7 protein-coding genes are annotated in these 14,095 nt (G+C 55.3%); 4 read left to right on the top strand and 3 right to left on the bottom strand.

All coding sequences use genetic code 11. From position 1 onward, the window contains the following. The 3 genes from NI000_RS03780 (at position 1) to NI000_RS03770 (ending at position 2,862) form a co-directional block, all read left to right on the top strand. A complete protein-coding gene (locus NI000_RS03780; protein ID WP_253407839.1) occupies positions 1-1,134 on the top strand; it encodes an AAA family ATPase in 1,134 nt (377 codons plus the stop codon). Then, positions 1,131-1,745 (top strand): AmiS/UreI family transporter, encoded by a 615-nt coding sequence (locus NI000_RS03775; RefSeq protein ID WP_253407838.1) that lies wholly within the window; start codon positions 1,131-1,133, stop codon positions 1,743-1,745. Before NI000_RS03780 ends, NI000_RS03775 begins: the two co-directional genes overlap by 4 nt. A 160-nt stretch (positions 1,746-1,905) precedes the next feature. Beyond that, complete coding sequence (locus NI000_RS03770) at positions 1,906-2,862, top strand: DUF3829 domain-containing protein (RefSeq protein WP_253407837.1); 957 nt, start codon at positions 1,906-1,908, stop codon at positions 2,860-2,862. A 134-nt stretch (positions 2,863-2,996) separates the two neighbouring features. Here the strand turns inward: NI000_RS03770 and NI000_RS03765 are convergent, their stop codons facing one another. The 3 genes from NI000_RS03765 to NI000_RS03755 form a co-directional block, all read right to left on the bottom strand. Next, positions 2,997-4,427 (bottom strand): SpoVR family protein, encoded by a 1,431-nt coding sequence (locus NI000_RS03765; RefSeq protein WP_253407836.1) that lies wholly within the window; start codon positions 4,425-4,427, stop codon positions 2,997-2,999. Then, positions 4,424-5,584, bottom strand: coding sequence for a sporulation protein YhbH (gene yhbH / locus NI000_RS03760; RefSeq protein WP_253407835.1), 1,161 nt, complete (start codon positions 5,582-5,584; stop codon positions 4,424-4,426). Before yhbH ends, NI000_RS03765 begins: the two co-directional genes overlap by 4 nt. 353 nt (positions 5,585-5,937) lie before the next feature. Further along, positions 5,938-6,795, bottom strand: a complete 858-nt coding sequence (locus tag NI000_RS03755) for a formate/nitrite transporter family protein (protein ID WP_253407833.1) — start codon at positions 6,793-6,795, stop codon at positions 5,938-5,940. 456 nt (positions 6,796-7,251) lie between these two features. Between NI000_RS03755 and NI000_RS03750 the strand changes: the two genes are divergently transcribed. Then, positions 7,252-14,067 carry a non-ribosomal peptide synthetase gene (locus NI000_RS03750; RefSeq protein WP_253407831.1) on the top strand — a complete coding sequence of 2,272 codons (6,816 nt, stop codon included), beginning with the start codon at positions 7,252-7,254 and terminating at the stop codon, positions 14,065-14,067. Positions 14,068-14,095: the final 28 nt, after the last annotated feature.

The raw sequence follows: 14,095 nt of genomic DNA, 5'->3' as shown, positions 1-14,095 counted from the left end.
ATGTCGTTCATTGCGGAGAAGCTGAAAACGATCCATCAGCGCCAAGAACAGGCTACCGGAGAAGAGGAGGACCGTTCTTCTTCTCCCCGGACCGTGACCCGGTTTCGTTTTGACGTCGATCGCGTCATGCAGCAGGTCCGATCGAAAATTTTCGGGCAAGACGAAGTCGTCGGGCGGCTGGAGGAGATGCTGAGGGTCGTCTGGTCCGACATTTCGGAGCCGAACCGGCCTTTGTATGTGGCGTTATTTTTGGGACCTACGGGGGTAGGAAAGACCGAAACGGTGAGAGCGTTGGCGGAAGCGATTCACGGCAGCGCCGAGGCCTTTTGCCGGATCGATATGAACACGCTGGCCCAGGAGCATTATGCCGCCGCCTTGACCGGAGCGCCTCCCGGCTACGTAGGAAGCAAGGAAGGCACGTCGCTGTTCGATACGCAGCGCATCGAGGGCTCTTACGGCAAACCCGGCATCGTGCTGTTCGATGAGCTGGAGAAGGCGAACGACCAAGTCATCTATTCGCTGCTGGGTGTGCTGGACAACGGGATGATGGTCTTGTCGTCAGGAGAGAAAACGATCAATTTCCGCAACAGTATTATTTTTATGACCAGCAATCTGGGGGCACAGGACATTACGGAATTTGCCGACGGGAGCTTGAAGGCATTCTGGAAAAAACTTGGATGGTATGCTCAGCCCCAGCATTGGGGGGCTTCCGAACGCGAGCTTCTGCAAGCCATCGTACAGAAAAAGACGGAGCGCCGGTTTTCGCCCGAATTTATCAACCGCATCGACGATATCTATGTATTTAACTGGCTCCGGCGCGACGGCCTCGGACCGATCCTGGATTCGCTGCTGGATTCGCTCAACCGCCGGGTCCTGAAGCATCGCTGCATGGTGCTGCTCGACCCGTCCGCCAAAGAACTCGTTGCGTCTCTGGGGTTCGACAAGCAGTATGGCGCACGCTCGCTGAAAAGAGCCGTCAGAACCTGCATCGAAATCCCGCTGGCCGGGCTGCTCGGAAACCGGCGGCAGGATGATCCGTTCGTGACATATTACGTGCGGGGGAGACGTAAAGGGCTGGCGTGGTACGAAGACGACGAGCGGCTGGTATACGAATCTCAGGAGGTGACAAGATGAGCGCCGTTGGTCTGCTGTATGTCGGCGCGGTACTGTTTCTGAACGGCTTGATGCTGCTCGGCCGCATAGATGGCAAGAGCGCAGGCGTGTTCAACCTGTTTATCGGAGCCATGCAGGTGATTACCCCGTTTTATATGATCTTTACTTCAGGGGGAGACGCATGGACGATATTTCAGGCGTCCGGTATTTTTCTGTTTGGTCTTACCTATTTATATGTAGGAATTACGAACTTGCTAGGCTTGGATGCGAGCGGTGTCGGCTGGTACTCGTTATGGGTCGCTATTCTTGCCGTAGGCTATGCGGCCATCAATTTTCTTCACTTTCACGATGAAAAGTTCGGCATCATCTGGCTCATGTGGTCGTTCCTGTGGACCCTGTTTTTTATTCTGCTGGCGCTAAAGCGCAATATTGGCACATTTGTCGGCTGGGTGACGCTTATTCAAGCGTGGGTGACGGCGACGATTCCCGCCTTTCTTATCCTCATCGGCGAGTGGGAGCGGATCGGAGCGGGCGTCACGGAAGCGGCGGCGGGCCTTGTCGTGGTTGCCTATGGTGCTGCGTATGCGCTGACCCGGCGGAAAGCGCCGCGCGGGGGAGAGGTATCGTCGTAAGGCGGTTCAATCATGAAGTCGCGGCCGTATGTTGCCGGGGCTTCTTTTTTACCACTTTATTGGCATTAACTCTAAAGATTTCTAGTTGTCGAGCCGATATACAAGCTGAGTCCTACCCATGGGACGTGTTAGGTTACTAAGAGCTTGGAGGCTTGGAGAATTGAACAAATTTCGGTTGTTTCTTACCCTCTTTTTATTAAGCGCCATGATCACCGCTTGCGACGGAACGAAACCGATTCCGGCAACGGAGACGGAGAAGAAAAGTGCTTATTGGGAAATGAAGTCTTACATCGACTCTCATTTGCTAAAAAAAGTACTTCCACATTACTTCGAAAATCTGGGTGATGGAGAGCAGCCGTTGACCCCAAAGGACTACAAGATGCTTTCGTTTTCAATGAACAGCAGAGACCGTACGAATAAAACTCAGGTTTTTGAGAAGGGTTTAAGCTATGCCGATAAAGAACCAGCTTTTCCGACCGTCGATCCGATCGTAATCCGAATGAAGCCGGTGATCAACGAGTTGATGGCCGCGTTGACCGAAGCTTACGATTACTATGATGCGAAAGACTACGTCGACGATAATTTCGCCAAAGGCAAGGAACTGCATGCGAGAATTAGACAAGCGGCGGCCGAGCTTTATCCAATTAAAGACGAATTTGATTTGGCAATGAATAATCTGGACACCGAGCTCAGAAAAGTGCATCTGGAAAACTATAAGGACGACAAGCAGAATATCGATTACACTAGACTGAAGTTTGTGGTTGATGCCGAAGCGCTGTCCGCGGAGCTAGCGCGTCAGGGCATTACGGCCGCTAACGTGCTGGATTTGGACATGAATGCTTTCAAGCCGAAATACGACGTGCTTGTGGAAGATTTTAAGATTTTGACTCAGCAGTATCAGGACATAAGCGCCAAAAATAGTATGGATAAATATAAATATGAAAAATTCGTAGAAGCTGCCAAGGAGGTTAAGGCTGCTGCCTCGGAAATTGTTGAGCGGGTGAACAAGAAGGAAAAAGTAAAAAACATCCCTTCACCAAACGACTACAAGGCCGAGCACCCAAGCGGTACTCCCGAGAAGTTCAGCAATAAAGTTGCCGGCCTCATCCGGGCGTAAGGCAATTGAGCAAAGAGGGTTTACAGGCAATCGTATCTAAATGAAAAAGGAGCCGTGCGGCTAACACGACTCCTATCGTCCAGCAGACCGCTTCCTTTCCTAAGGAGCGGTCTATTTATTTCGGATAACCATATTCACAAAAACTTCCTATTCTGCTTCTTCCCGTCGAAGGTAAACAGCACCGGCTTCGTTTCGATGACCGATTCTAAATGCACTATCTTCCCCCACAGCCGGTGAATATACGGAAGGGTCCGTTCCACATACTTCAAGTCGAGCTCGATGCCCTCGTACATATGCTTCAAGTACAACTCGCCGTTCTTCTCGAAATCTCCGTTCTCGACCACGATATAAGGGAAGCCGCCGTTCACCCGGGAATATACGAGCTGGTCGCGGATATGTTCCCAGGACTTGTCGGTAATTTTCCACTCCGGCCCCTTTTTCTCGAAAATGTACAAATCGAGCTCATCGCACAGCTTCTTGGTCATATAGTTGCGGATGAACGATAGGTCGGAGTCGAATTCGCGCACTTCGAATATCTTCTGCCGGCCTTCGCCGCCTTTATAGCCGAAGCGTTCCCGGTCCTCCTCGGACGGCTTATCCCAGCGCTTCTCGATGTCCTCGAAAATTTTCAGTCCCAGGTAATACGGATTGAGCGTATGGCGGGAAGGGACGACAACAGAGGAGTTCAGCTTGGAGTATTCGATCGTCTCGGAGTCGGTCAGATCGAGCTCCCGCATAATGCGCTGATGCCAGTAGGAGGCCCAGCCTTCGTTCATAATCTTCGTCTCCATCTGCGGCCAGAAATACAGCATTTCGTCCCGCAGCATCGTCATGATGTCGCGCTGCCAATCCTTCAGGTAAGGGGCATGCTCTTCGATAAACAGCATCAGATCCTTTTCCGGCTCGGCGGGAAACTTGGCCGGGGCTTCTTTGGTGTTCGCCGTCTTGGCCGCAGGCTTCTCATCCAAATCCCACAAATCCTCGTAACCAAATTTGCGCTCTGTAGGCTTTTTCGGATCGTCCGCTGCTTCTTCCCGGCCGCTGCCGCGTCCGCGATACGGCTTCGTGATCAGCGGATCGATATGTTCTTGAATGGCAAGCACGGCATCGATAAACTGTTCCACCTCGTCCGTCCCGTATGCGATCTCGTATTGGCGGATGCGCTCGGCCGTGGCGGACATGCTCTCGACCATGTTGCGGTTCGTCTTGGAGAAGCGGACGTTGTTTTTGAAAAAGTCGCAGTGCGCCAGCACGTGCGCCACGATCAGCTTGTTCTGGATGAGCGAATTGCCGTCGAGCAGGAAAGCGTAGCACGGATCCGAGTTGATGACGAGCTCGTAAATTTTGCTGAGTCCGAAATCGTACTGCATTTTCATCTTATGAAAAGTTTTTCCAAAACTCCAGTGAGAGAAGCGGGTCGGCATCCCGTAAGCGCCGAAGGTGTAAATAATATCGGAAGGGCATATCTCGTAGCGCATCGGGTAAAAGTCGAGACCGAAGCCGCTGGCGACCTCGGTAATTTCCGCGATGGCATATTCCAGCTGCTTGATGTCATCTGCATTCACTGGGCGATCCTCCCCTCCGCGCCCTTCGGGAAAAAGGTTTTGAGCGCCTTGTACACTTCGCCTTTCTCACGGATGACGTAGTGCACGAATTTCGGGTCGTGAATGTTCCGGTAAGCGGACATCAGCGTACTGCTGCGGTTATATTGGTTCACTTCGCCGTAACCGAACAGGTTCGCCCGCTTGATTAACTCGCCGATCAGCCGTACGCACCGCTCGTTGTCCGAGGTCAGATTATCGCCGTCAGAGAAATGAAACGGATATATGTTGAAGCGGGACGGCGGATAGCGCCGGTCGATCAAGTCGACCGCAAGCTGATAGGCCGAAGAGCAGATCGTGCCGCCGCTTTCGCCTTTGGTGAAAAATTCCTCTTCCGTCACTTGCTTGGCCTCGGTATGGTGGGCGATGAAAATAATTTCCACCTGCTCGTATTTCGTCCGCAGGAATCGCGTCATCCAGAAGAAGAAGCTGCGCGCGATATATTTTTCGAAGGACCCCATACTGCCGGACGTGTCCATCATGGCGAGCACCAGCGCGTTCGAGTGGGGAGTGACGATTTCGTCCCACGTCTTGTAGCGCAGATCGTCAGGGCTGATATGATGAATGCCGGGGACCCCCGAGGTGGCGTTCCGTTTCAGATTTTCGAGAATCGTCCGCTTCTTGTCGATGTTGGACATGATTCCTTTTTTACGGATGTCGTTGAAAACGATTTCTTTGGTTGTGACATTGTGCTTTTCTTTCTGCTGCAGGTTCGGCAGCTCCAGTTCCTCGAAGAGCAGGGACTGCAGGTCCTCCATCTGCACTTCGGCATCATAATAGTCGTCTCCCGGCTGATTGCCGGCGCCCTCGCCCTTGCCCGGACCGGAAGCGGGCTGCGGGTCTACCCCGAGCACGTCCCCGACCTGACTGTCCCCGTCGCCTTGCCCCACATGCTTGCTCTTGTTGTAGTTATAGCGGAAACGGTACTCATCCAGACTGCGGATGGGCACTTTGACGATTTGCTTGCCGTCCGACATGATGATGCTTTCGTCCGTCACCAGATCAGGCAGATTTTGTTTAATCGCTTCACGGACTTTCTGCTGATGGCGGGTCTGATCCTGATATCCTTTGCGGTGCAGGGACCAATCCTCGCGGGATACGGTAAATAAAGGCTCTGTCATGCGGAACACCTCCTGATAGCTTTTGGATCAAAGCTGGCTTCGAGAGCGCGGTCAAAAAGCGGCTGAGCCGGCGTCGAAAGCTTGAACGGTGTTGGGGACCGGATGGACGATAAGCGAGTAAAGCAACATGTAACGAAACATGACAAGTACTTGGAAAAAAGTGCTTGTTACTAAATATATTCAAGTCCCGGAGGGATATGTGAGCGGGTTAGGAGCAGATTTTTTTAGGGAGGCAGGGGTTACTGTAGGAGTCATAAAGCGCCGCAACGCGCGCCGGGAGAAGCGCGCGTTGCGAAAGGCATTTACTTTGTTTTTGCTTATTTACGATCATGAACCGTTCCTGTCCGCTTCTTTCAGGCTTTACCTTCCGCTACCGCTCGTTCGCTTGTCGGTAGAGGCTGCGGCTGCGGAAGAGCCGATTTTCGGTTTAGTACCACTTTTTCTTTGGCTCTCAAATACGCTATCCAATAGGCGGTGGCGACGAAGATGCTGCCTCCGACGGCGTTGCCCAGAAAGACGGGGACAAAGTTGCCCAAGTACTCCCACCAGGTATAGTGCCCTGCGAAGATCGCGGCAGGGATCAGGAACATGTTTGCGACGACGTGCTGGAAGCCGATGGCGACGAAGGTCATTGTCGGAAACCAGATACCGAGCATTTTGCCCGCGACGTCGTCTGCGCCGTAAGCGAGCCAGACGGCCAAGGCGACAAGCCAGTTGCAGCCGATCCCTGAGATAAAGGCTTGCAGAAAGCTCTCGTCAAGCTTGGCGCCCGCCACCTTGACCAGTTTGGACAAGTACGGCTCCGCTTCCGTCAATCCGACGACGTGACCGAACATGTAGGCGACAAACAGTGCCCCGGCAAAGTTGGATAACGTAATCAGCAGCCAGTTGACGGCGAGCTGCTTCGTCGTTATTTTGCCCTGGAGCCGTGCGAGCGGCACCGCCATCATATTTCCGGTCAACAGCTCACCCCCGGCAATAATCGTGAGGATCAAGCCAATGGGGAACAACGCCGCGCCCAGTAAGGAGCCGAGCCCACTCCAGGCCGCAGGAACGCCCGCAGCTACTCTCAAATATAGAAGGAAGCCCAGGGCAATAAATGCCCCTGCTAAAAAGCCCAGCGTACAAGTTTGCAGCGGACGCATATTCGCTTTCTTCTCGCCCATAGCTGCGGTAATATGCGCAATTTCTTCCGGTTTGTGATACGACATGCCTAGACACGACCTTTCCATTATGTTTGTGAAAATATTCACAATCGATGATGTGCTAACGCTCAGTTTCTGCTGTCGTCTCATTTTACCGCAAAAAAAGGGGATCGAAAGTGGTATTTATCACATTCGCGTAGGATGGTTTGCACAGAAAGCGCGGTTGCGGAAATAACGGCTAAGACCTTAAAAAGTATTTTGGAAATTCGACGAAATATGGTAAAATATAACTGTATGCGCAATATTATTTAACGAATCGACATAAATCGATAGATCTATGAATTGAATAAAAAGGGCTCCGTCATATCATTGCAGGAGGGAGCCATGGAGGGGCCATATGCGTCAACGCACGGGCTTGACGGTTGCAGGGAACGCCTTCGTTATGAACAGCAACTCGTTTCGGATTTGGAACGGGTTGCTTTTTGTCTTCATAACCAATTTAATTCGGGAGGGAGAATGAGGATGTCACAGAAACTGGATGAAGGGACGATCAGTATTGTTGACCGCTGGATAACGGAGATGCAGGACGCGGAGGAAGCTACCATTCTCCGTTTGGATCGAGGTCCGGCGGATGACCGGGATGCGTATCGGACGCTTAGTCGTACGTTCGAAAATGCGCTGTCCGGTCGTTTGCGTCAGCTTTGCGGCATGCGCCGGGTTCAAGCAAGCACGGTACTTTATACGGCGTGGGCCGTATTGCTGCAGCGCTATTTGCGGACCGAAGAGGTACGGTTTGCAGCGGTCACATCCGAAGAAGAGCGGATCGTGCTTGCCCGAATCGCAGGCGCGGCTTCGCTGCCATTCGAATCGCTGGTAGCCCTGGCGGAGGATATGCTGGCCCAAGGGAAGGCTTGCGCGCTTACACGCAGCGAGCTTCGTGACTTGAGCGGGTCCGACTCACCGAGGCTTCCTTTCAATACGGCCGCAGCCGTGGAAGCTCCCGGTACCGTCCGGGCGTGGTCCGTCATTCCGGGGGGCGACCTCGCGATCCGATTCGTGCTTTCGGACGTGCTCGAAGTCCGCGCGGAGTATAAGCCGGACGCGTTTCAGCCGACGACGATCCGCAGGCTGCTGGGGCATTTGGAAAATATCGTCATGACCTGGATCGAATCTCCCCATACGCCAATCGGCCGCATCGCTTTGCTGAGTCAAGACGAGAGAGAGCAACTGCTGGTTGGGTTCAATCAAACGGATGTGCCTTTTTCCTCCGATGCGACCATTCACCGGCTGTTTGCGGAGCAAGCGCGGCGTACGCCGGATCGCCTCGCGATCGTCGACGGGACCGACTGCTTGACTTACCGCCAGCTCGACGAACAATCGAATCGGATGGCCAGAATGCTAATGGAATGCGGTGTACGCGCCAATACCCTTGTCGCCGTCATGACCCGCCCCACGCTGTCGATGTTCGCCGGTATTTTGGCGGTGCTGAAAGCGGGCGCGGCGTATGTGCCGATCGATCCGAATTATCCGCCGGACCGCATACGCTACATTTTGGAGGATAGCGGAGCGAGGCTGCTTCTCACGGAGGGGCAGTCGGAGCTTCCATTTGCCTTTAATGGACAAACTGTCGATCTCGCGGACCGGCGGATGCATGATGCGGACTCGTCCCCTTTGCCGGAGCTTGCGGGACCATCGGACTTGGCTTATGTCATCTATACGTCCGGCTCCACCGGGCAGCCGAAGGGCACGCTGATCGAGCACCGGTCGCTTGTCAATTTTTGCGAATGGCATTGCTCGCATTTTCAGGTCACGATGGAGGATCGCAGCAGCAAATATTGCAGTGTCGGCTTCGACGCCTCGATATTGGAGGTTTTTCCCTACCTTATTTCCGGGGCGGCGGTTCATGTCATTCCCGAGCACATCCGGCTGGATGCTGCAGAGCTGAACGAGTATTTCAACCAACATGACATTACCGTCAGTTTCTTGCCGACCCAGCTTGGCGAGCAGTTTATGAAGCTTCCCAATCGCTCGCTCCGCGTGTTGATGACGGGCGGAGAGAAGCTGAAGACATTCCACCCGCAAAGCTACCTTATTTACAACGTATACGGACCTACCGAAAATACGATTTTCGCCACGATGCAGCTTGTTACGGCGCACTCGGATAATATTCCGATCGGGAAGCCGCTGAACAATGTTCGGTTGTATATTTTGGATGGCTGCGGCGAGCCGCAGCCGGTGGGGGTTCCCGGGGAATTGTGCATTTCCGGCGTCGGTCTGGCCCGGGGATATTTAAACCGGCCGCAGCTGACGGAGGAGAAATTCGTCGTCCATCCGTTCTGCGAGGGAGAGCGGCTGTACCGGACGGGGGACTTGGCCCGGTGGCTGCCGGACGGGTCCGTCGAATACGTGGGACGTATCGACCATCAAGTGAAAATTCGCGGTTTCCGGGTCGAAACGGGCGAAATCGAGCAGCGGCTCCGGCTGCACGACCGGGTGCTCGATTGCATCGTGATCGCGCGCGAAGACGAAGCCGGCCATGCGTACCTGTGCGCATACGTCGTATCCGAAGAGCCTCTCGCCCGCAGCGAACTGTCGGCGTTTTTGGCGGAGCAGCTGCCGGATTACATGGTTCCGTCCTGGTTCGTCATGCTTCCGAGGCTGCCCGTGAATGCGAACGGCAAGGTCGACCGGCGGGCGCTGCCCGAGCCTGAGAGAGAGGCGGAGTCGGCTTCTTACGCGCCTCCGGCCAGCGAGGCGGAACGGGGGTTGGCGGAGCTGTGGAAGGAACTGCTCGGCTTGCGGACGGTCGGCGTGCATGACCGCTTCTTCGACGCCGGAGGTCATTCGCTGCATGTCGCCGTCCTGCGCGGACAGATTGAACGGTGCTTCGGTGTTCGGCTGTCGATTGCGGAGTTGTTCGAGCATGCGACCATCCGTAAGCAAACGGAGCGGATCGGTCAAGCGGGTAAACCGGCCGGAGGCGGTCAGGCGATTGAAAAGGCGCCCGAGCGGGAGCATTATCCCCTTCATCCGGCGCAAAAGCGCCTCTTCTTCATCGGGCAGATGGAGCAGGTGGGGACGGCCTATAACACTCCGCTGCTGCTCAAGATCGAAGGGAGCGTCGACCGGCGGCGGATGGAGCGGGCTTTCGAGCAAATGATCGAGCGGCACGAATCGCTCCGTACGGCTTTCGCATGGGTGGACGGGGAGCTTGCGCAGACCATCTGGCCCCGTGCGGCGTTTCAAATGCAGTTTCATGCGGCGGCGGAAGAAGAAGCGGAGCGGCTGATGTCAGCGTTCGTCGTCCCGTTCGATCTCGGGAAGTCGCCGTTATTCCGGGCCGGACTCATTAGCTGCTCCGAGGAGCTTCATTATCTGATGCTGGATTTCCACCATATTATTGTGGACGGCGTCTCGATGCACGTGTTTTTCAAGGAATGGAGCCAGTTGTACCGGGGGGAGGAGCTGCCTCGCCCGACGATCCAATTCAAAGATTATGCCTTCCGGCTGAACGGCCGAGAACCGGAAGAGGAGGCGGAGCAGCGCGAGTATTGGATGGCGGCCTTGTCCGGGGAGCTCCCAGTCCTGCAGCTGCCGACCGACAAGGAAAGACCAGGCTTCCAAAGCTTTAAAGGCGACACTTACCCGCTTTGGCTGGATGCCGGATTGACCGCGCGCTTGAAGCAGTTCGCCCTACGGACGGATACCACCTTGTACATGATCCTGCTCGCTGCTTACAAGGTGCTGCTTGTCCGGTATTCCGGTCAGGAAGACATCATTGTTGGCGTTCCAGTCGCCAGCCGTCCGCAAGCCGAACTGCAGCCGCTGATCGGCATGTTCGTCAATACGCTGCCGATCCGAAGCTTTCCAGAGCGGACCAAGACGTTCGCCGACTATTTGCAGGAGCTGAAGTCGATTCTGCTTGCTGCCTTCGAGCATCAGGACTACGATCTAGAACGGATGATGCAATCGCTGCGCATTCCCCGAGTGCCGGAACGCAGCCCGCTGTTTGATACGATATTCGTCATGCAAAATACGGGTCGCACGACGACGCCGTCGATCGACGGGAGCCGGATCACCGTTCAGCGGTACGTGGACCCGATCGCCAAATACGATCTGATACTTGATGCGGAGGAAATGGAAGAGACGCTCCAGATCGATTTCCAATACTGCACCGATCTGTTCGTGCGGGATACGATCGAGCGGATGGCGAACCAGTATGTGCGGATATTGGAGGATGCGTTGGCTTCGGAGGAAAAGCGGCTGTCCGAGCTGCGATTGCTTTCGGAAGCGGAAATAAAGGAGCAAGTGGAGGGACGGAATCGAACCGAATCCGCATACGACCAGGATTTGACGATTCACGGATGGTTTGAGAATCAAGTGCGGCAGATGCCGGATCGGCCGGCTGTCGTATTCGGGGACGAAACGCTCACTTACCGGCAGTTGAACGACCGGGCGAACCGGCTGGCGGCCGTTTTGATTCGCCACGGCGTGCAGCCGGAGCAGCTTGTCGGACTGATGACCGAACGGTCTTCAGACATGATTGTTGGTCTGCTTGGCATTTTGAAGGCGGGAGGGGCCTACCTTCCGATCGATCCGGATTATCCCGCCGACCGTGTAAAATATATGCTGGACAACAGCCGGACCCGTGTCTTGCTGACGCAGACGCATTTGGCCGACCGGGTCGAGTTTGACGGCATGAAGCTGTGCCTGGATACGGATGCCGCCTATGAGGAAGCGGCGGACAACCCACCTCCCCGCAGCCGTCCAAGCGATTTGCTGTATGTGATTTATACGTCGGGAACGACCGGCAAGCCGAAGGGCGTCATGATCGAGCACCGCAATATGGTCAATCTGCTTCACCATCAGTTTCGGCATACGAACGTCGATTACAGCAGCAGCGTGCTGCAATTTACGACGCTCAGCTTCGATGTAAGCTCGCAGGAAATATGGTCCGCTCTGCTGGCAGGGGGCACCTTGCATCTCGTGACGAACGAAACCCGGCGAAGCCCGGACAAGCTGCTGCGGCTCATCGAAGAACGTCAGATCCACGTCTTGTTCCTACCCGTCTCGTACTTGAAGCTCATCCTGAACGAGAGCGCGTACGCCGACAAGCTTCCGGCGTCGGTGCGCCATATCATAACGGCCGGAGAGCCGTTGGTCGTCCCGGACAAATTCAAGGCGCATCTCCGGCGGCATCAGGTGTTCCTGCACAATCATTACGGTCCGTCGGAAACGCATGTCGCGACGGCTCATACGATCGATCCGAACGGCTCGATCCTGGAGCTTCCGCCTATCGGAAGGCCGATTGCGAACACGCGTATCTACCTGTTGAACGACCGCTTGCAGGTTCAGCCGCCCGGCGTGCCGGGAGAGCTGTACATCGCGGGGGATGGCGTCGGTAGAGGGTATTTTAACGACGAGCGCCTGACGGCGGAGAAATTCGTGCCCGACCCGTTCGCCGGGGAGGGACGCATGTACAAGACCGGCGATCTGGCGCGCTGGACGCCGGAGGGTACGCTGGAGTTTTTGGGCCGTCTGGACCATCAGGTGAAAATCCGTGGGTTTCGGATCGAGCTCGGAGAGATTGAGAACGGGCTGCTGAGCCATCCTTCGATCCGGGAAGCGGTCGTGGTTGCCCGAGAGGACGGCAGCGGCGCCAAGGCATTGTGCGCTTACTTTGCCGGAACGGAAGATCTGCCGATTAATGCCGTCAGGGAGCACTTGTCCAAGGCGCTGCCGGAGTATATGCTGCCCTCGTATTTCGTTCTGTTAAAGAGCATGCCGCTCACGCCCAATGGCAAAATCGACCGCAGGGCGCTGCCCGAGCCCGATCCGGGCGAGCGTGCCGCAGCGGGGCGCGAACGCATCGCCCCGCGTACGGACATCGAGCGGAAGATCGCGGCCGTTTGGGAACAGCTTCTGGACGTTCCGGACATAGGCGTTCACGACAACTTTTTCGAGCTCGGCGGCCATTCGTTGAAGGCGGCTGCGATGACCGCAAGGCTGCAGCAGGATTTGGATATCGGGGTCAACGATGTCTTTGAGAACCAGACGATTGCGTCCTTGTCCGCCAAGGTAAAGCCGAAGGCCAACTATTTGACCGCCAAGCTGGAGCAGCTGAAGACAGCCCGCGGCGACGAGCCGATGGAACGATTCGACGAAGAGATCGCCGCATACCGGGCGAGGAACGAACGGTACGCTCGGCTCGATCTGACGCGGGATAGCGGGTACAGCGACATTTTGCTGACGGGAGCCACCGGGTATTTGGGCATCCATTTGCTGCGGGAGCTGTTCGCCGGAACCGCGGCGACGGTTCACGTTCTTGTGCGTGCGGCGACGGAGGCGGAAGCACGGGAACGACTGCTTGCGAAGCTGGCTTTTTATTTCGCCGGTGATGCCCTAGAAGCGCAATTTGGCCGCCGTATTCGAATTTACCGGGGGGATTTGTCGCGGGAAAGCTTGGGGCTGGATGAGGAAACGTATCTGGAGCTCGCACGCACCGTCGACTGCATTGTGCATTCGGCGGCGACCGTGAAGCATTACGGCAGCTATTCGCACTTCGAAAGCCAGAACATCGCTTCGACCGAGCGGCTTCTGGCGTTTGCCGGCACGCACCGGGCCAAAGACGTGCATCATATTTCCACCCTTGGCGTGGCAACCGGACATATTCCGGGACAGTCTGCGGCTTATTTTACCGAGTATGATTTGGATGGGGGGCAGCAGTATGAGAACTATTACGCCAAATCTAAATTCGAAGCGGAGAAGCGGGTCGTTCAGGCGCGGGCTCAAGGGCTCCGCACAAGCATTTACCGGGTGGGGAATCTCGTCTTTCAATCGGAGACGGGCAAGTTCCAGCAAAACATCGAGGAAAACGCCTTTTACGCGACGGTCAAGTCGTTTGTCCGTCTCGGCATGGTGCCCCGTTTGGAGGCCGATATCGATTTTTCCTGCGTCGATCGGGTCAGCCAAGCGATTGTTCACCTCATGAAGCCTGCTGCGTTGAGGGACGAAATATTCCATTTGTATAACCCGCATTACGAGAGTATGCACCGTGTATTGGCGGATGGCCGCTCGAGGGGAAGAATGTCGTCGGGGACGCTCGACGAGTTCATTGACTACATGAAGAGCAGATACGAGGAAGGCTTTTGCCGGGAGGAGATCGAGAGTCTGATGCTTCATTACGGCTGGCTGGAGCAGCAGGAGCAGACCCGGTTTACGCTCGCTTCGGAGAAGACCGTCCTACTGCTGAAGAAGCTAGGCTTCGAATGGCAAGCGATCGGCGATAAGCAGATGGACGATATGATGCGATACTGCCGGGAAGTCGGATTTATTTAAGCTTGAAAAAAGGTGAGCTCGGACGAAC

Source organism: Paenibacillus tyrphae, from assembly GCF_024158745.1.
Classification (GTDB): Bacteria; Bacillota; Bacilli; order Paenibacillales; family NBRC-103111; genus Paenibacillus_G; species Paenibacillus_G tyrfis_A.
Note: the sequence above shows the minus strand (reverse complement) of the source record. Positions and strands in the feature narration are given on the sequence as shown.

Coding starts and splice junctions, on each gene's coding strand:
- NI000_RS03780 (WP_253407839.1), top strand. CDS start 1: ATGTCGTTCATTGCGGAGAAGCTGAAAACGATCCATCAGCGCCAAGAA.
- NI000_RS03775 (WP_253407838.1), top strand. CDS start 1,131: ATGAGCGCCGTTGGTCTGCTGTATGTCGGCGCGGTACTGTTTCTGAAC.
- yhbH (WP_253407835.1), bottom strand. CDS start 5,584: ATGACAGAGCCTTTATTTACCGTATCCCGCGAGGATTGGTCCCTGCAC.
- NI000_RS03755 (WP_253407833.1), bottom strand. CDS start 6,795: ATGTCGTATCACAAACCGGAAGAAATTGCGCATATTACCGCAGCTATG.
- NI000_RS03750 (WP_253407831.1), top strand. CDS start 7,252: ATGTCACAGAAACTGGATGAAGGGACGATCAGTATTGTTGACCGCTGG.